Raw genomic sequence first — 17,755 nt, forward strand, 5'->3', positions numbered from 1 at the left:
GATGCAGCACGCAGTGGGTTCTCCGCTGCCGCCGCCCCATCAGCCGGGGCAGGGACCGGCCGTCGGATGGTCACCGGCCGCACACCACCCGGGCCGGCCCCCGGGACCCGCCTCCGCGCCCGTGCCTCCTCCGGCGCCGGGCCTCCCCGCGCCCGCGCCCCCCGCGGGCCCGCAGCACGCCTCGATGCCCCCGCCGCCGGACACCACCGGCCATGTGCCGCTGCCGCCCGGCGGCCCGGTCGCCATGCCCAGTCCGCCGCAGGCACCCGCGGCACCCGACCCGGCCGGGACGATCATCGCCGTGCTGCTCATCGGCCCGGCGGGCGCCGGCAAGACGAGCGTGGCCAAGCACTGGGCGGACCACCGCCGGGTACCGACCGCCCACATCAGCCTCGACGACGTGCGCGAGTGGGTCCGCTCGGGCTTCGCCGACCCGCAGTCCGGGTGGAACGACCACTCCGAGGCGCAGTACCGCCTGGCCCGCCGCACCTGCGGCTTCGCCGCGCGCAATTTCCTCGCCAACGGCATCTCCTGCATCCTCGACGACGCCGTCTTCCCCGACCGTCCGGTCGTCGGCCTCGGCGGCTGGAAGCGGCACGTGGGTCCCGGCCTGCTGCCGGTCGTCCTCCTGCCGGGGCTGGACATCGTCCTGGAGCGCAACGCGGAGCGCACCGGCAACCGTCGTCTGAGCGACGAGGAGGTCGCCCGCATCCACGGCCGCATGGCCGGCTGGTACGGCTCGGGTCTGCCGATCATCGACAACTCTCAGCTGGACATACCGGAAACAGCCCGCATATTGGACGACGTCCTGGCCCGCTCGATAGCCAGCCCTCCGCAGTGGTGAGCGCGGGCCCGCCCATGTGACCGGGGTGCGCGAGGACGCCGGAGCACCCCCACTCGGCCCCGCTCGACCGGCGACATCCGGCCACCGCTCCTACGCTCGAAGAATGTCAGAGGTCTACGCGATCCGCCGGACGCGGCTACGGGAGTGCTGCAACGCGAGCGGCAGCGCGGCGGCGCTGGTGTCCCGCCCCGCGAACGTGCGCTACCTCGCGGGCGCCGCCCCCGAGGGCGCCGTGCTGCTGCTGGGCGGGACCGAGGACGTCCTGGTGTGCGCGGACCCGCCCGACGACCGGTCACCGCAGAGCCGCCCCGACGAGTCGCTGCGCGTCCACGTGACGCCCGGAATCGGCGGCGACCCCGCCGTCGCGGCCGCCGGCCTCGCCCTCGGCCAGGGCGTCGACTCCCTCGCCGTCGAGGAGCACCACCTCACCGTGACCCGGCACCGCGCGATCCGCTCGGTCGCCCCCCGGCTGCGCCTGGCCGGCATCGCCGGAGCGGTGGAACAGCTCAGGGTGGTCAAGGACGAGGAGGAGATCTCCTGTCTCCGCATCGGCGCGGAGATCGCCGACCAGGCCCTCGGCGAACTCCTGGAATCCATCCTCGTGGGCCGCACCGAACGCCACCTCGCGCTCGAACTGGAGCGCCGCCTCGTCGACCACGGCGCCGACGGCCCCGCCTTCCCCACCTCCGTCGCCACCGGCCCGAACGCCGGCCGCCCCGGCCACCGCCCCACCGACCGCCGCGTCGAGGAGGGCGACTTCCTCTCCGTCTGCCTCGGCGCCACCTACCGCGGCTACCGCTGCGAGATCGGGCGCACCTTCGTCATCGGCACGGCCCCCGCGGACTGGCAGATCGAGCTGTACGACCTCGTCTTCTCGGCCCAGCGCGCCGGACGCGAGTCCCTCGCCCCCGGCGCGGCCTGCCGCGACGTGGACCGCGCGGCACGCCACGTCCTGGACTCCGCGGGGTACGGCGAGGCCCTCCCCGTCCTCACCGGTCACGGTGTCGGACTCGAAATCCGCGAGGACCCTCAATTGACCCCTGCGGCCATGGGTAAACTGGACGCTTGTGTGCCGGTCACCGTCGAACCGGGGGTCCACCTCCCCGGCCGGGGCGGGGTCCGGATCGATGACACGCTCGTCGTGCGCCCCGAGGCGGACGGCGGACCCGAGCTACTCACCATCACGACCAAGGAGCTGCTCGCGCTCTAGCCTTCGCGCTGTGCGCATGCCCGCCCCGGGGTCGTCCACGTCAGTCCAGTCCAGGAGATTCCGCAACCGTGGCTTCCACGAACGACCTCAAGAACGGCATGGTGCTCAAGCTCGAAGGCGGCCAGCTCTGGTCCGTCGTCGAGTTCCAGCACGTCAAGCCCGGCAAGGGCCCGGCCTTCGTGCGCACCAAGCTCAAGAACGTGCTCTCCGGCAAGGTCGTCGACAAGACCTTCAACGCCGGCGTCAAGGTCGAAACGGCCACCGTCGACAAGCGCGACATGCAGTTCTCCTACATGGACGGCGACTACTTCGTCTTCATGGACATGGAGACGTACGACCAGCTCATGGTCGACCGCAAGGCCGTCGGTGACGCCGCCAACTTCCTCGTCGAGGGCTTCACCGCCACGGTCGCCCAGCACGAGGGCGAGGTGCTCTTCGTCGAGCTCCCGGCCGCCGTCGAGCTGACCATCCAGGAGACCGAGCCGGGCGTCCAGGGCGACCGCTCCACCGGCGGCACCAAGCCGGCCACCCTGGAGACCGGCCACCAGATCCAGGTCCCGCTCTTCATCACCACGGGTGAGAAGATCAAGGTCGACACCCGCACCAGCGACTACCTCGGCCGGGTGAACAGCTAACCGTGGCTGCCCGCAACACGGCCCGCAAACGTGCCTTCCAGATCCTCTTCGAGGGCGACCAGCGCGGCACCGAGGTCCTGACGGTCCTCGCCGACTGGATCCGGCACTCCCGGACCGACACCCGGCAGCCGCCGGTGAGCGAGTACACGATGCAGCTCGTCGAGGGCTACGCGGAGCACGCGAAGCGCATCGACGAGCTGATCGCCCAGTACTCGGTCGGCTGGACCCTCGACCGGATGCCGGTCGTCGACCGCAGCATCCTGCGTCTCGGCGCGTACGAGCTGATCTGGGTCGACGAGACCCCGGACGCGGTCGTCCTCGACGAGATGGTGCAGCTGGCGAAGGAGTTCTCCACCGACGAGTCGCCCTCGTTCGTGAACGGCCTGCTGGGACGGCTCAAGGAACTCAAGCCTTCCCTGCGCCGGGAGTAGAGGCGCCCACAGGGGCGCGGGGAACCGCGCGATCGGCTCTCGACGGCCCGCGCCCGGCAGGAGACCGCAGCCGGCTCACGAAAAACCGCCGGGGTGATCGGAACCGACATGGTTCCGATCACCCCGGCGGCACGTTTCTGCGTACCCGCGGAGCGGGTTACGCCTCCTCGTGCGAGGCGACCGCGCGGCGCGCGTCCGCGTCCAGCACGCCCCAGCTGATCAGCTGCTCGGTGAGGACCGAGGGCGACTGGTCGTAGATGACGGCGAGGGTGCGCAGGTCGTCCTGGCGGATGGAGAGCACCTTGCCGTTGTAGTCACCGCGCTGGGACTGGATCGTCGCCGCGTAGCGCTGCAGCGGGCCCGCCTTCTCGGCCGGCACCGTGGCCAGCCGCTCCAGGTCCAGGACCAGCTTCGGCGGCGGCTCGGCGGCGCCGCCCGGGGTCGTACCCGGCAGCAGCTCCTGCACCGGAACTCCGTAGAAGTCCGCCAGCTCCGCGAGGCGCTGCACGGTCACGGCGCGGTCGCCGCGCTCGTACGAACCGACCACGACCGCCTTCCAGCGGCCCTGGGACTTCTCCTCGACACCGTGGAGGGAAAGGCCCTGCTGGGTGCGGATCGCCCGGAGCTTGGCCCCGAGCTGTTTGGCGTATTCGCTGGACATATAGCTCCCCGGCACTGTGTCGACGCGGCTCTGGCTGGTTTCCATGCCGCGCGGCTGGTAACTCACTGTGAGGTTACGCAGCGTTACTCTCATGCGTCAAGCCGAATGGTCCACACCGACTCTTCCGTGGTAGCGAAGATCGGTTACGCCATTGGAGTGATCGGGGGTGTCGCTCCGCGTGGATCGCGGCCTGATAGCCTGAGTGACACAATCCGACGTCCTTTAAGGTCCGTCCCGTGAGGCGGAGAAGGAGGTCCGTTTCGTATGGACAAGCAGGAACCGCAGAATCCGCAGTACGATGCCCGGCCCGTTCTCGAGGGCCCCGACATCGCGCGGGTGCTGACCCGCATCGCCCACGAGATCGTCGAGCGCGCCAAGGGCGCCGACGACGTGGTGCTCCTCGGCATCCCGACCAGAGGCGTCTTCCTCGCCCAGCGGCTCGCCGCCAAGCTCGAGCAGATCACCGAGCGCAAGGTCCCGGTCGGCTCGCTCGACATCACCATGTACCGCGACGACCTGCGCATGCACCCGCCGCGTGCGCTGGCCCGCACCGAGATTCCCGGTGACGGCATCGACGGCCGGCTCGTCGTCCTCGTCGACGACGTGCTCTTCTCCGGCCGCACCATCCGCGCCGCCCTCGACGCGCTGAACGACATCGGGCGCCCCCGCGCGGTGCAGCTCGCCGTCCTCGTCGACCGCGGCCACCGCGAACTGCCCATCCGCGCCGACTACGTCGGCAAGAACCTGCCCACGTCGCTGCGGGAGACGGTCAAGGTCCTGCTCGCCGAGGAGGACGGTCGCGACACCGTGCTGCTCGGCGCCAAGCGGACCGCCCAGTAGCACTTCGCGCGCACGCCGACGGCGTGCGCCGGCTCGGCACGCCCTCGCGCGTACCCGTCTGCCCGATTTCGCCTCATTGAACTGCCTTACGGAGCCTGACAGATGCAGCGTCATCTCATCTCGGCCGCCGACCTCACCCGCGACGACGCCGTCCTCATCCTCGACACCGCCGAGGAGATGGCCCGGGTCGCCGACCGGCCGATCAAGAAACTGCCGACCCTGCGCGGCCGCACGGTCGTGAACCTCTTCTTCGAGGACTCCACGCGCACGCGCATCTCCTTCGAGGCCGCGGAGAAGCGCCTGTCCGCGGACGTCATCAACTTCACCGCCAAGGGCTCCAGCGTGTCCAAGGGCGAGTCCCTCAAGGACACCGCCCAGACCCTGGAGGCCATGGGCGTGGACGCCGTGGTCATCCGTCACGGCGCCTCCGGAGCCCCGTACCGACTGGCCACCTCCGGCTGGATCGACGCCCACGTCATCAACGCGGGCGACGGCACCCACCAGCACCCCACCCAGGCCCTCCTCGACGCGTTCACCATGCGCCGCCGGCTCGTCGGCCGGGACGCCGGGCTCGGACAGGACCTCTCCGGCCGGCGCATCACCATCGTCGGCGACGTCCTGCACAGCCGGGTCGCCCGCTCCAACGTCGACCTGCTGCACACCCTCGGCGCCGAGGTCACCCTCGTCGCCCCGCCGACCCTGCTGCCGGTCGGCGTCGAGACCTGGCCCTGCGAGGTGTCGTACGACCTCGACTCCACGCTGACCAAGTCCGACGCCGTGATGATGCTGCGCGTCCAGCGGGAGCGGATGAACGCCGCGTTCTTCCCCACGGAGCGGGAGTACTCGCGGCGCTACGGCCTCGACGGCGACCGCATGGCGCGCATGCCCGAGCACGCCATCGTGATGCACCCCGGCCCGATGGTCCGGGGCATGGAGATCACCGCCGAGGTCGCGGACTCCGACCGCTGCACCGTGATCGAGCAGGTCACCAACGGCGTCTCCATCCGCATGGCCGTTCTCTACCTGCTGCTGGGCGGAAACGAACCCGCCGTCGCCCACCCGTCGCCCACCACCGCCCTTGCAACGAGGCGCTCCGCGCCCACCTCTGAACTCCGTACCACCGAGGAGAAGTAAGACCCATGAGCAAGATCCTGATCCGTGGTGCGAAGGTGCTCGGCGGCGAGCCGCAGGACGTCCTGGTCGACGGTGAAACGATCACGCAGGTCGGCACCGGGCTGTCCGGCGAGGGCGCCGAGGTCGTCGAGGCCGGCGGCAAGGTGCTGCTGCCGGGCCTGGTGGACCTGCACACGCACCTCCGCGAGCCCGGCCGCGAGGACTCCGAGACCGTGCTGACCGGCACCCGGTCGGCGGCGAGCGGCGGCTACACGGCCGTGTTCGCCATGGCCAACACCTTCCCGGTCGCCGACACCGCCGGCGTCGTCGAGCAGGTCTGGCGGCTCGGCAGGGAGCACGGCTACTGCGACGTGCGGCCCATCGGCGCCGTCACCGTCGGCCTGGAGGGGCGCAAGCTCGCCGAGCTGGGCGCCATGCACGAGTCCGCGGCCGGCGTCACCGTCTTCTCCGACGACGGCAAGTGCGTCCACGACGCCGTGATCATGCGCCGCGCGCTGGAGTACGTGAAGGCCTTCGGCGGGGTCGTCGCCCAGCACGCGCAGGAGCCGCGGCTGACCGAGGGCGCCCAGATGAACGAGGGCGTCGTCTCCGCGGAGCTGGGGCTCGGCGGCTGGCCGGCCGTCGCCGAGGAGTCGGTCATCGCCCGGGACGTGCTGCTCGCCGAGCACGTCGGCTCCCGCGTCCACATCTGCCACCTGTCCACGGCCGGCAGCGTCGAGATCGTGCGCTGGGCCAAGTCCCGCGGCATCGACGTCACCGCCGAGGTCACCCCGCACCACCTCCTCCTCACCGACGAACTGGTGCGGACCTACAACCCGGTCTACAAGGTCAACCCGCCGCTGCGCACCGAGCGCGACGTCATGGCGCTGCGCGAGGCGCTCGCCGACGGCACGATCGACATCGTCGCCACCGACCACGCCCCGCACCCGCACGAGGACAAGGACTGCGAGTGGGCCGCCGCGGCCATGGGCATGGTCGGCCTGGAGACCGCGCTGTCGGTGGTCCAGGAGACGATGGTCGACACGGGCCTGCTGGACTGGGCCGACGTCGCCGACCGCATGTCCTTCAAGCCCGCGCGCATCGGACGGGCGGAGGGTCACGGCCGTCCCGTCTCGGCAGGTGAGCCCGCCAACCTCACCCTCGTCGACACGGCATACCGTGGTCCCGTGGACCCCGCGGGCTTCGCCTCGCGCAGCCGCAACACCCCGTACGAGGGCCGCGAGCTGCCGGGCCGTGTCACGCACACCTGGCTCCGGGGCAAGGCCACGCTCGTCGACGGGAAGCTCACGTGACACCTGTAATCCTGCTGGCCGCCGGGAAGGAATCGGCGGAAGTGACCGACTGGGCCGCCCGGATCGGCTGGGTCGTCGGACTCGCCCTCTTCGTCGCGCTCGTCTACTGGCTGATGCGCGAGGGCTGGAGGTGGCGCGGCACGCTCCAGGGCGACCTGCCCGAGCTGCCCGGCGCGCCGGACGACCCCGGCCCGGCCAGACTGAGCATGAGCGGCCGCTACCACGGCTCCACCACCGCCGGTCAGTGGCTCGACCGCATCGTGGCGCACGGCCTGGGCACCCGCAGCAGGGCCGAGCTGACGCTCACCGACGCGGGACTGGACGTCGTACGGCCCGGCGCGGACGACTTCTTCGTCCCGGCCGGCGCGCTGCGCGGCGCCCGGCTCGACAAGGGCATCGCAGGCAAGGTCCTCACCGAGGGCGGACTGCTGGTCGTCACCTGGGCGCACGGCGACCGGCTGATCGACTCCGGCTTCCGCTCCGACCACGCGGCCGAGCACAACGAGTGGGTCCAGGCCCTCAATCACATGATCAACAAGACGGAAGGCGCACGATGACAACCTCCACCAGGGGAACCGCGAAGGTTCCCGCCGTACTCGTCCTGGAGGACGGCCGGATCTTCCGCGGCCGTGCCTACGGGGCTGTGGGGGAGACCTTCGGCGAAGCGGTGTTCTCCACCGGGATGACCGGCTACCAGGAGACCCTCACCGACCCGTCCTACCACCGCCAGGTCGTCGTGATGACCGCGCCGCACGTGGGCAACACCGGCGTGAACGACGAGGACATGGAGTCCCGCAGGATCTGGGTCTCCGGCTACGTCGTGCGCGACCCCGCGCGCGTGCCCTCCAACTGGCGCTCGACGCGCTCGCTGGACGACGAGCTCGCCGCGCAGGGCGTCGTCGGCATCAGCGGTGTCGACACCCGCGCCCTCACCCGGCACCTGCGCGAGCGCGGCGCCATGCGCGTCGGCATCTTCAGCGGCGACGCGGTGCGCGAGGACGCGGCGCTGCTCGCCCGGGTCCAGGAGGCGCCCGAGATGAAGGGCGCCGACCTGTCCGCCGAGGTCGCCACCACCGAGCCGTACGTCGTCCCGGCGATCGGCGAGAAGAAGTACACGGTCGCCGCCGTGGACCTCGGCATCAAGGGCATGACCCCGCAGCGCATGGCCGAGCGGGGCATCGAGGTGCACGTGCTGCCCGCCACGGCGACCGTGGACGACGTCTACGCCGTCGGCCCGGACGGCGTGTTCTTCTCCAACGGACCCGGCGACCCCGCCACCGCCGACCACGCGGTCTCCGTCATGCAGGCGGTCCTGGAACGCGGCACCCCGCTCTTCGGCATCTGCTTCGGCAACCAGATCCTCGGCCGTGCCCTCGGCTTCGGCACCTACAAGCTGAAGTACGGCCACCGCGGCATCAACCAGCCGGTGCAGGACCGGACGACCGGCAAGGTCGAGGTCACCGCGCACAACCACGGCTTCGCCGTCGACGCCCCGCTGGACAAGGTCTCCGACACCCCCTACGGCCGCGCCGAGGTCTCCCACGTCTGCCTCAACGACAACGTGGTGGAGGGCCTCCGGCTGCTCGACAAGCCGGCCTTCAGCGTCCAGTACCACCCGGAAGCGGCAGCCGGCCCGCACGACGCCGCCTACCTGTTCGACCGCTTCACGTCTTTGATGAGCACAGTCCCGATGGAGGGCCAGCGTGCCTAAGCGCACCGATATCCAGTCCGTCCTGGTCATCGGCTCCGGCCCGATCGTCATCGGCCAGGCCGCCGAGTTCGACTACTCCGGCACCCAGGCGTGCCGCGTCCTCAAGGCCGAGGGCCTGCGGGTCGTCCTGGTCAACTCCAACCCGGCGACGATCATGACCGACCCGGAGATCGCCGACGCCACCTACGTCGAGCCGATCACCCCCGAGTTCGTCGAGAAGATCATCGCCAAGGAGCGGCCCGACGCCCTGCTGCCCACCCTGGGCGGCCAGACCGCGCTCAACACCGCGATCTCGCTGCACGAGAACGGCGTCCTCGACAAGTACGGCGTCGAGCTGATCGGCGCCAACGTCGAGGCGATCCACAAGGGCGAGGACCGCGACCAGTTCAAGGAGGTCGTGGAGGCCGTCCGCGCCAAGATCGGGCACGGCGAGTCCGCCCGCTCGGTCATCTGCCACACCATGGACGACGTCCTCGCCGGCGTCGACGAGCTGGGCGGCTACCCGGTCGTCGTCCGCCCCTCCTTCACCATGGGCGGTGCCGGCTCCGGCTTCGCCCACGACGAGGACGAGCTGCGCCGCATCGCCGGACAGGGCCTCACCCTCTCGCCGACCACCGAGGTGCTCCTGGAGGAGTCCATCCTCGGCTGGAAGGAGTACGAGCTGGAGCTGATGCGCGACAAGCACGACAACGTCGTGGTCGTCTGCTCCATCGAGAACTTCGACCCCATGGGCGTGCACACGGGTGACTCCATCACCGTCGCCCCGGCGATGACGCTCACCGACCGCGAGTACCAGATCCTGCGCGACATCGGCATCGCCGTCATCCGCGAGGTCGGCGTCGACACCGGCGGCTGCAACATCCAGTTCGCGGTGAACCCCGAGGACGGCCGCGTCATCGTCATCGAGATGAACCCGCGCGTGTCGCGTTCCTCGGCGCTCGCCTCCAAGGCGACCGGTTTCCCCATCGCCAAGATCGCAGCCAAGCTCGCCGTCGGCTACACCCTCGACGAGATCCCCAACGACATCACGCAGGAGACCCCGGCCTCCTTCGAGCCGACGCTCGACTACGTGGTCGTGAAGGCACCCCGGTTCGCCTTCGAGAAGTTCCCCTCCGCCGACTCCACGCTGACCACCACCATGAAGTCGGTCGGCGAGGCCATGGCCATCGGCCGCAACTTCACCGAGGCGTTCCAGAAGGCGCTGCGCTCGCTGGAGAAGAAGGGCAGCCAGTTCACCTTCGTCGGCGAGGCGGGCGACAAGACGGAGCTGCTGCGCGAGGCGGTCCGTCCCACCGACGGCCGGATCAACGCGGTCATGGGGGCCATCCGGGCGGGCGCCACCCCGGAGGAGGTCTTCGACGCCACGAAGATCGACCCCTGGTTCGTCGACCAGCTCTTCCTCATCAAGGAAGTCGCCGACGACCTCGCCGCCGCCCCCGAGCTGACCCGCGAGCTGCTCGCCGAGGCCAAGCGGCACGGCTTCTCCGACCAGCAGATCGGTGAGATCCGCGGCCTGCGCGAGGACGTCGTCCGTGAGGTCCGGCACGCGCTGGGCATCCGCCCGGTCTACAAGACCGTCGACACCTGCGCCGCCGAGTTCGCCGCGAGGACGCCGTACTTCTACTCCTCCTACGACGAGGAGACCGAGGTCGCGCCCCGCGAGAAGCCCGCGGTGATCATCCTGGGTTCCGGCCCGAACCGCATCGGCCAGGGCATCGAGTTCGACTACTCCTGCGTCCACGCCTCCTTCGCCCTCAGCGACGCCGGCTACGAGACCGTGATGGTCAACTGCAACCCGGAGACCGTCTCCACCGACTACGACACCTCCGACCGGCTGTACTTCGAGCCGCTCACCCTGGAGGACGTCCTGGAGATCGTCCACGCCGAGCGGCAGGCGGGACCGGTCGCGGGCGTCGTCGTCCAGCTCGGCGGCCAGACCCCGCTGGGCCTGTCGCAGGCGCTGAAGGACAACGGCGTGCCGATCGTCGGCACCTCCCCGGAGGCCATCCACGCCGCCGAGGACCGCGGCGCCTTCGGCCGGGTCCTCAAGGAGGCCGGCCTGCCGGCCCCCAAGCACGGCACCGCCACCACCTTCGCCGAGGCCAAGGCCATCGCCGACGAGATCGGCTACCCGGTCCTCGTCCGCCCGTCCTACGTGCTCGGCGGCCGCGGCATGGAGATCGTCTACGACGAGACCCGGCTGGAGTCCTACATCGCCGAGTCGACCGAGATCAGCCCCTCCCGGCCGGTGCTCGTCGACCGCTTCCTCGACGACGCCATAGAGATCGACGTCGACGCGCTGTACGACGGCGAGGAGCTCTACCTCGGCGGCGTCATGGAGCACATCGAGGAGGCCGGCATCCACTCCGGCGACTCGGCGTGCGCCCTGCCCCCGATCACCCTCGGCGGCTTCGACATCAAGCGGCTGCGCGCCTCCACGGAGGCCATCGCACGCGGCGTCGGGGTGCGCGGCCTGATCAACATCCAGTTCGCGCTGGCCGGGGACATCCTCTACGTCCTGGAGGCCAACCCGCGCGCCTCGCGCACCGTGCCCTTCACCTCGAAGGCGACCGCGGTGCCGCTGGCGAAGGCCGCCGCGCGGATCTCGCTCGGCGCGACCATCGCCGAGCTGCGCGCCGAGGGCCTGCTCCCGGCGAAGGGCGACGGCGGGGAACTGCCGCTGGACGCGCCGATCTCCGTCAAGGAGGCCGTGATGCCGTGGTCCCGTTTCCGGGACATCCACGGCCGCGGCGTCGACACCGTGCTCGGCCCCGAGATGCGTTCCACCGGCGAGGTCATGGGCATCGACTCGGTCTTCGGCACGGCGTACGCCAAGTCGCAGTCCGGCGCCTACGGCCCGCTGCCGACCAAGGGACGCGCGTTCATCTCGGTCGCCAACCGCGACAAGCGCTCGATGATCTTCCCGGCGCGGGAGCTGGTGGCGCACGGCTTCGAGCTGCTGGCCACCTCCGGCACCGCCGAGGTCCTCAAGCGCAACGGCATCAACGCCACGGTGGTGCGCAAGCAGTCCGAGGGCACAGGACCGAACGGCGAGAAGACCATCGTCCAGCTGATCCACGACGGGGAGGTCGACCTCATCGTCAACACCCCGTACGGCACCGGCGGCCGCCTCGACGGCTACGACATCCGCACGGCCGCCGTGGCCCGGTCCGTGCCCTGCCTGACGACCGTCCAGGCGCTCGCCGCCGCCGTCCAGGGCATCGACGCGCTCAACCGCGGGGACGTGGGCGTGCGCTCCCTCCAGGAACACGCGGAACATCTGACCGCGGCCCGCGACTAGCAGCCCCCAGGGGGACACCGGAAACGGTGTCCCCCTCTCCATGAGGACACCATGTACAAGATTCTCTTCACTCTGCTCTTCCAGCGGATGGACCCGGAGCAGGCCCACCACATGGCCTTCCGCTGGATCCGTCTGGTCGCGCGGGTCCCCGTGCTGCGGACCCTCGCCGCCGCCGTGCTCGCCCCCCGCCACAAGGAACTGCGCACCGAGGCCCTCGGGCTGCGCCTGCACAGCCCCTTCGGTCTCGCCGCGGGCTTCGACAAGAACGCCGTCGGCATCGACGGCATGGCGATGCTCGGCTTCGACCACGTCGAGATCGGCACCGTCACGGGGGAGCCGCAGCCCGGCAACCCCAGGAAGCGGCTGTTCCGCCTTGTCGCGGACCGGGCGCTGATCAACCGCATGGGCTTCAACAACGAGGGCTCGCTCGCCGTCGCGGCGCGCCTGGCCTCCCGCACGCCCGTCTTCAAGGCCGTGGTCGGCGTCAACATCGGCAAGACCAAGGCCGTCCCGGAGTCCGAGGCCGTCGCCGACTACGTGAAGTCCGCCGAGCGGCTCGCACCGTACGCCGACTACCTGGTCGTCAACGTCTCCTCGCCGAACACGCCCGGACTGCGCGACCTGCAGGCCGTGGACCACCTGCGCCCGCTGCTCGCCGCCGTCCGCGAGGCCGCCGGCCGCGCGGTCCCGGCCCGCCGGGTGCCCCTGCTGGTGAAGATCGCCCCCGACCTCGCCGACGAGGACGTCGACGCCGTCGCCGACCTCGCCGTGGAACTCGGCCTGGACGGCATCATCGCCACCAACACCACCATCGCCCGCGAGGGACTCGGCCTGAGGTCCGCTCCCGCCGTCGTCCAGGAGACCGGCGGCCTGTCCGGAGCCCCCCTGAAGGCACGCTCCCTCGACGTGCTGCGCCGCCTCTACGCGCGCGTGGGCGACCGCATCACCCTGGTCGGCGTCGGCGGCATCGAGAACGCCGAGGACGCCTGGCAGCGCATCCTGGCCGGTGCCACGCTGGTCCAGGGCTACAGCGCGTTCATCTACGAGGGCCCCTTCTGGGGCCGCGCCATGCACAAGGGGCTCGCCGCGCGGCTGCGCACCAGCCCCTACGCCACGCTCGCCGACGCGGTGGGCGCCGACGTGAGGACGACGGCATGACTGGTCTGGCACCCTTCGGCGCGCGCCTGCGCCGCGCGATGGACGAGCGGGGCCCGCTGTGCGTGGGCATCGACCCGCACGCCTCCCTGCTCGCCGAGTGGGGCCTGAGCGACGACGTGAGGGGTCTGGAGCGGTTCAGCCGGACCGTCGTCGAGGCGGTCGCCGGCCGGGTCGCCGTGCTCAAGCCGCAGAGCGCCTTCTTCGAGCGCTTCGGCTCGCGGGGCATCGCCGTACTGGAGCGGACGGTCCAGGAGGCACGGGCGGCCGGGGCGCTGGTCGTCATGGACGCCAAGCGCGGTGACATCGGCTCCACCATGGCCGCCTACGCCGAGTCGTTCCTGCACGAGGACGCCCCCCTGTTCTCCGACGCGCTCACCGTCTCGCCGTACCTCGGTTACGGCTCGCTGAGCCCGGCCGTCGCGCTGGCCCGGGAGACCGGCACCGGACTGTTCGTGCTGGCGCTCACCTCCAACCCGGAGGGCGGCGAGGTGCAGCACGCGGTCCGCGCCGACGGACGCACCGTCGGGGCGACCATGCTCGGGCACCTGGCCCTGGAGAACGCCGGCGAGGAGCCGCTCGGGTCCTTCGGCGCGGTGGTGGGTGCCACGCTCGGCGACCTGTCCTCGTACGACCTGGACATGGGCGGTCCGATCCTGGCGCCCGGCATCGGTGCGCAGGGGGCCACGGCGGCCGACCTGCCCGCGGTGTTCGGCAGGGCGGTGCGCAACGTGGTGCCGAACGTCAGCCGGGGTGTGTTGCGCCACGGTCCCGACGTGGTCGCTCTGCGTGACGCCGCGGACCGGTTCGCGGAGGACGTCCGGACCGCGGTGACGGCCGCCTGAGTCCTCCGGCGGTCAAATCCGAGGTCGCCGGGCTCTGGATACAACCTCAAATCCGGGGGATTATGTCCTTAATGTCCGGCCTGGCGGAGGCTGACCAGGACTTTTCCGCTGTTCTCGCTGACTCCGGCGCGGTTGGCCGCTAGTCTCCGACGAGTGGGGGTACCTCCCACGCCCTTCAGGTAGTGGGGGAGAACGGGCAGGCGTGTTGCTCGTGGCTCCCCAGGTGTGGGGCGACTAGGTTCCTCACCGGTCCGTATCCGACAGTTCGACATCCGAGGTGACGTAGGCGTGGCTCTTCCGCCCCTTACCCCTGAACAGCGCGCAGCCGCGCTCGAAAAGGCCGCCGCGGCTCGCCGGGAGCGGGCCGAGGTCAAGAATCGACTCAAGCACTCCGGCGCCTCCCTTCACGAGGTCATCAAGCAGGGCCAGGAGAACGACGTCATCGGCAAGATGAAGGTCTCCGCCCTGCTCGAGTCCCTGCCGGGCGTGGGCAAGGTCCGCGCCAAGCAGATCATGGAGCGACTGGGCATCTCCGAGAGCCGCCGCGTGCGGGGTCTCGGTTCCAACCAGATCGCCTCCCTGGAGCGTGAGTTCGGCAGCACCGGCTCCTGAGTTCCGGACAGCCCGGGACTACTGGAATAATCGCTGCATGAGTGAACGACCGCGGCTGACCGTGCTCTCCGGCCCCTCCGGGGTCGGCAAGAGCACGGTCGTCGCTCATATGCGCAAGGAACACCCCCAGGTCTGGCTGTCGGTGTCGGCGACGACCCGGGCGCCCCGCCCCGGTGAGCAGCACGGGGTCCACTACTTCTTCGTCACCGACGAGGAGATGGACAAGCTGATCGCCAACGGCGAGCTGCTGGAGTGGGCCGAGTTCGCCGGCAACCGCTACGGCACGCCCCGCGCGGCGGTGCTGGAGCACCTGGAGGCGGGTGTGCCCGTACTGCTGGAGATCGACCTCCAGGGCGCGCGGCAGGTCCGCGAGTCCATGGCCGAGGCGCAGCTGGTGTTCCTGGCTCCTCCCTCCTGGGAGGAACTCGTGCGCAGGCTCACCGGCCGGGGCACCGAGTCGGCCGAGGTCATCGAGCGCCGGCTCGGGGCCGCGAAGACCGAGCTGGCGGCGGAGCCGGAGTTCGACACCACCCTGGTCAACACCTCCGTCCAGGACGTCGCCCGCGAGCTGCTAGCCTTGATGAACGTCGTGTGATCGTGGGCAGTCGTCCACCGGTCGCGTCGGCTGAATCTTTCCCATCCATCGGAAGGTAGAGCGTGTCCTCTTCCATCTCCGCGCCCGAGGGCATCATCAACCCGCCGATCGACGAGCTCCTCGAGGCCACGGACTCGAAGTACAGCCTCGTGATCTACGCGGCCAAGCGGGCCCGCCAGATCAACGCGTACTACTCGCAGCTCGGCGAGGGTCTGCTCGAGTACGTCGGTCCCCTCGTCGACACCCACGTCCACGAGAAGCCGCTCTCGATCGCCCTGCGCGAGATCAACGCGGGACTGCTGACCTCCGAGGCCGTCGAAGGCCCCGGCCAGTAACCGGTCAGTACGTCGTATCAGCAGTTCGCAGCTGACTTTTCCACAGGCCCGGCAGTACGTCTGCCGGGCCTGTGGTGTCTCATGGGGTTGGTCGCAGGTTTCCGAGGTTCCGGGGAGAGACGGTGGACAAGCCGAAGGTCGTTCTGGGGGTCAGCGGTGGCATCGCCGCGTACAAGGCCTGTGAGCTGCTCAGGCGGCTGACGGAGTCGGGGCACGACGTGCGGGTCGTTCCCACCGCCTCGGCCCTGCACTTCGTCGGCGCCGCCACCTGGTCCGCCCTCTCCGGCCACCCGGTCTCCACCGAGGTCTGGGACGACGTCCACGAGGTGCCGCACGTCCGCATCGGGCAGCACGCCGACCTGGTGGTCGTCGCCCCGGCCACGGCGGACACGCTGGCCAGGGCGGCCCACGGCCTGGCCGACGACCTCCTCACCAACACCCTGCTCACCGCCCGCTGCCCGGTCGTCTTCGCCCCCGCCATGCACACGGAGATGTGGGAGCACCCGGCCACCCAGGAGAACGTGGCGACGCTGCGCGCCCGCGGCGCCGTCGTCATCGAGCCGGCCGTCGGACGCCTCACCGGCGCCGACACGGGCAAGGGCCGGCTGCCCGACCCGGGCGAGATCTTCGAGGTCTGCCGCCGGGTGCTGGCCCGCGGCGTCACCGAGCCCGACCTGCGGGGCCGGCATGTCGTCGTCAGCGCCGGAGGCACGCGCGAGCCCCTCGACCCCGTCCGCTTCCTCGGCAACCGCTCCTCCGGCAAGCAGGGGTACGCCCTCGCCCGCACCGCCGCCGCCCGGGGTGCCCGCGTCACGCTGATCTCGGCCAACGCCGCGCTGCCCGACCCGGCCGGTGTGGACGTCGTCGCCGTCGGGACCGCCGTGGAACTCCGCGAGGCCGTCCTGCGCGCCGCCGCCGACGCGGACGCCGTCGTCATGGCGGCGGCCGTGGCCGACTTCCGCCCGGCGGCCTACGCTGCCGGGAAGATCAAGAAGAAGGACGACCAGGAACCCGAGCCCGTCACCCTGGTACGGAATCCGGACATCCTCGCGGAGATCGCGGGCGACCGGGTGCGGTCCGGACAGGTGATCGTCGGCTTCGCCGCCGAGACCGACGACGTGCTCGCCAACGGCCGCGCCAAGCTGAAGCGCAAGGGCTGCGACCTGCTGGTGGTGAACGAGGTGGGAGAGCGCAAGACCTTTGGTTCCGAGGAGAACGAGGCCGTGGTGCTGGGTGCCGACGGCAGTGAAACCCCCGTCGCCCACGGCCCCAAGGAGGCCCTGGCCGACACCGTGTGGGACCTGGTTTCCGAACGCCTCGGTGAGTGACTGATTCACTGCCGGTCCCCCCGAACCGCGTCCGCCGGGGGTGTGGCGCCTCTGGCAAACCTCGCCCGGCCCGTGGAGAATGCCCGTGCCGCAGGTCACAGCGCTCTCGCGAGACGAGACAGGGGGACCCGTGGCGAAGCGCGACCGATAAACTGTTCCACTGACGGCGTCGGGTGCAGCCCCCGCCGTTCGCCAATGATCAGCCAGCAGCCGCTGCAACCCCAGGGAGCATTGTGTCCCGTCGTCTGTTCACCTCGGAGTCCGTGACCGAGGGTCACCCCGACAAGATCGCTGACCAGATCAGCGACACCATCCTCGACGCGCTGCTCCGCGAGGACCCGGGCTCCCGGGTCGCCGTCGAGACCCTGATCACCACCGGCCTGGTGCACGTGGCCGGCGAGGTCACCACCAAGACGTACGCGGACATCGCGACGCTGGTGCGCAACAAGATCCTGGAGATCGGCTACGACTCCTCGAAGAAGGGCTTCGACGGCGCCTCCTGCGGCGTGTCGGTGTCGATCGGCGCGCAGTCCCCGGACATCGCGCAGGGCGTCGACGCCGCCTACGAGGCCCGCGTCGAGGGCGACGACGACGAGCTGGACCGTCAGGGCGCGGGTGACCAGGGCCTGATGTTCGGTTACGCGACGGACGAGACGCCGACGCTGATGCCGCTGCCGGTGTTCCTCGCCCACCGGCTGTCCAAGCGACTGTCCGACGTGCGCAAGAACGGGACGATCCCCTACCTGCGCCCCGACGGCAAGACCCAGGTCACCATCGAGTACGACGGCGACAAGGCGGTCCGGCTGGACACCGTGGTGGTCTCCTC

At 70.8% G+C, this 17,755-nt stretch carries 18 protein-coding genes; 17 read left to right on the forward strand and 1 reads right to left on the reverse strand.

The window, feature by feature from the left end:
- Position 1 precedes the first annotated feature (1 nt).
- The 4 genes from F1615_RS31395 (at position 2) to nusB (ending at position 3,120) form a co-directional block, all read left to right on the forward strand.
- The gene (locus F1615_RS31395; RefSeq protein ID WP_149552437.1) at positions 2-844 is read left to right on the forward strand and encodes a Pro-rich N-terminal domain-containing protein; all 843 of its coding nucleotides are present in this window, start codon (positions 2-4) and stop codon (positions 842-844) included.
- Between the two features lie 103 nt (positions 845-947).
- Positions 948-2,054 carry an aminopeptidase P family protein gene (locus tag F1615_RS31400; RefSeq protein ID WP_149552438.1) on the forward strand — a complete coding sequence of 369 codons (1,107 nt, stop codon included), beginning with the start codon at positions 948-950 and terminating at the stop codon, positions 2,052-2,054.
- 68 nt (positions 2,055-2,122) lie between these two features.
- Complete coding sequence (gene efp / locus F1615_RS31405; protein WP_006131211.1) at positions 2,123-2,689, forward strand: elongation factor P; 567 nt, start codon at positions 2,123-2,125, stop codon at positions 2,687-2,689.
- A 2-nt stretch (positions 2,690-2,691) separates the two neighbouring features.
- Positions 2,692-3,120 carry a transcription antitermination factor NusB gene (gene nusB, locus F1615_RS31410; protein ID WP_149552439.1) on the forward strand — a complete coding sequence of 143 codons (429 nt, stop codon included), beginning with the start codon at positions 2,692-2,694 and terminating at the stop codon, positions 3,118-3,120.
- A gap of 157 nt (positions 3,121-3,277) precedes the next feature.
- Here nusB and bldD read toward each other — a convergent pair whose 3' ends face one another.
- Positions 3,278-3,781: a transcriptional regulator BldD gene (bldD, locus tag F1615_RS31415; protein WP_018570201.1), complete on the reverse strand. Its 504-nt coding sequence runs from the start codon at positions 3,779-3,781 to the stop codon at positions 3,278-3,280.
- A 264-nt stretch (positions 3,782-4,045) separates the two neighbouring features.
- Between bldD and pyrR the strand changes: the two genes are divergently transcribed.
- The 13 genes from pyrR to F1615_RS31480 all read left to right on the forward strand — a co-directional run.
- Complete coding sequence (gene pyrR / locus F1615_RS31420; RefSeq protein ID WP_149552440.1) at positions 4,046-4,621, forward strand: bifunctional pyr operon transcriptional regulator/uracil phosphoribosyltransferase PyrR; 576 nt, start codon at positions 4,046-4,048, stop codon at positions 4,619-4,621.
- A gap of 102 nt (positions 4,622-4,723) precedes the next feature.
- On the forward strand, positions 4,724-5,755 hold the full coding sequence (locus F1615_RS31425) for an aspartate carbamoyltransferase catalytic subunit (RefSeq protein WP_149552441.1): 1,032 nt from the start codon (positions 4,724-4,726) through the stop codon (positions 5,753-5,755).
- A 5-nt stretch (positions 5,756-5,760) separates the two neighbouring features.
- Positions 5,761-7,047, forward strand: coding sequence for a dihydroorotase (locus F1615_RS31430; RefSeq protein WP_149552442.1), 1,287 nt, complete (start codon positions 5,761-5,763; stop codon positions 7,045-7,047).
- Positions 7,044-7,604 (forward strand): hypothetical protein, encoded by a 561-nt coding sequence (locus F1615_RS31435; protein WP_149552443.1) that lies wholly within the window; start codon positions 7,044-7,046, stop codon positions 7,602-7,604. Before F1615_RS31430 ends, F1615_RS31435 begins: the two co-directional genes overlap by 4 nt.
- Positions 7,601-8,758, forward strand: coding sequence for a glutamine-hydrolyzing carbamoyl-phosphate synthase small subunit (gene carA / locus F1615_RS31440; RefSeq protein WP_149552444.1), 1,158 nt, complete (start codon positions 7,601-7,603; stop codon positions 8,756-8,758). Before F1615_RS31435 ends, carA begins: the two co-directional genes overlap by 4 nt.
- Positions 8,751-12,059, forward strand: a complete 3,309-nt coding sequence (gene carB, locus F1615_RS31445; RefSeq protein WP_149552445.1) for a carbamoyl-phosphate synthase large subunit — start codon at positions 8,751-8,753, stop codon at positions 12,057-12,059. Before carA ends, carB begins: the two co-directional genes overlap by 8 nt.
- A gap of 51 nt (positions 12,060-12,110) precedes the next feature.
- Positions 12,111-13,217 (forward strand): quinone-dependent dihydroorotate dehydrogenase, encoded by a 1,107-nt coding sequence (locus F1615_RS31450; protein WP_149552446.1) that lies wholly within the window; start codon positions 12,111-12,113, stop codon positions 13,215-13,217.
- Positions 13,214-14,059 (forward strand): orotidine-5'-phosphate decarboxylase, encoded by an 846-nt coding sequence (pyrF, locus tag F1615_RS31455; protein WP_167533918.1) that lies wholly within the window; start codon positions 13,214-13,216, stop codon positions 14,057-14,059. The genes F1615_RS31450 and pyrF overlap by 4 nt, the downstream gene beginning before the upstream one ends.
- A gap of 288 nt (positions 14,060-14,347) precedes the next feature.
- On the forward strand, positions 14,348-14,671 hold the full coding sequence (locus tag F1615_RS31460; protein ID WP_003977346.1) for an integration host factor: 324 nt from the start codon (positions 14,348-14,350) through the stop codon (positions 14,669-14,671).
- A 37-nt stretch (positions 14,672-14,708) separates the two neighbouring features.
- Positions 14,709-15,266, forward strand: coding sequence for a guanylate kinase (gmk, locus tag F1615_RS31465; protein WP_149552447.1), 558 nt, complete (start codon positions 14,709-14,711; stop codon positions 15,264-15,266).
- Positions 15,267-15,328: 62 nt separating this feature from the next.
- Complete coding sequence (rpoZ, locus tag F1615_RS31470; protein ID WP_004933985.1) at positions 15,329-15,601, forward strand: DNA-directed RNA polymerase subunit omega; 273 nt, start codon at positions 15,329-15,331, stop codon at positions 15,599-15,601.
- 122 nt (positions 15,602-15,723) lie between these two features.
- A complete protein-coding gene (gene coaBC, locus F1615_RS31475) occupies positions 15,724-16,929 on the forward strand; it encodes a bifunctional phosphopantothenoylcysteine decarboxylase/phosphopantothenate--cysteine ligase CoaBC (protein ID WP_149552448.1) in 1,206 nt (401 codons plus the stop codon).
- Positions 16,930-17,162: 233 nt separating this feature from the next.
- On the forward strand, positions 17,163-17,755 hold a 593-nt coding region (locus tag F1615_RS31480), incomplete at its 3' end, for an S-adenosylmethionine synthetase N-terminal domain-containing protein (protein WP_280118914.1).

The sequence above is a fragment of the Streptomyces marokkonensis genome (assembly GCF_008312835.1).
GTDB lineage: Bacteria > Actinomycetota > Actinomycetes > Streptomycetales > Streptomycetaceae > Streptomyces > Streptomyces marokkonensis_A.

Excerpts from the sequence above, each read along its gene's own strand:
- F1615_RS31395 (WP_149552437.1), top strand. The coding sequence starts at position 2 with ATGCAGCACGCAGTGGGTTCTCCGCTGCCGCCGCCCCATCAGCCGGGG.
- F1615_RS31400 (WP_149552438.1), top strand. The coding sequence starts at position 948 with ATGTCAGAGGTCTACGCGATCCGCCGGACGCGGCTACGGGAGTGCTGC.
- bldD (WP_018570201.1), bottom strand. The coding sequence starts at position 3,781 with ATGTCCAGCGAATACGCCAAACAGCTCGGGGCCAAGCTCCGGGCGATC.
- pyrR (WP_149552440.1), top strand. The coding sequence starts at position 4,046 with ATGGACAAGCAGGAACCGCAGAATCCGCAGTACGATGCCCGGCCCGTT.
- F1615_RS31425 (WP_149552441.1), top strand. The coding sequence starts at position 4,724 with ATGCAGCGTCATCTCATCTCGGCCGCCGACCTCACCCGCGACGACGCC.
- F1615_RS31430 (WP_149552442.1), top strand. The coding sequence starts at position 5,761 with ATGAGCAAGATCCTGATCCGTGGTGCGAAGGTGCTCGGCGGCGAGCCG.
- carA (WP_149552444.1), top strand. The coding sequence starts at position 7,601 with ATGACAACCTCCACCAGGGGAACCGCGAAGGTTCCCGCCGTACTCGTC.
- F1615_RS31450 (WP_149552446.1), top strand. The coding sequence starts at position 12,111 with ATGTACAAGATTCTCTTCACTCTGCTCTTCCAGCGGATGGACCCGGAG.
- pyrF (WP_167533918.1), top strand. The coding sequence starts at position 13,214 with ATGACTGGTCTGGCACCCTTCGGCGCGCGCCTGCGCCGCGCGATGGAC.
- gmk (WP_149552447.1), top strand. The coding sequence starts at position 14,709 with ATGAGTGAACGACCGCGGCTGACCGTGCTCTCCGGCCCCTCCGGGGTC.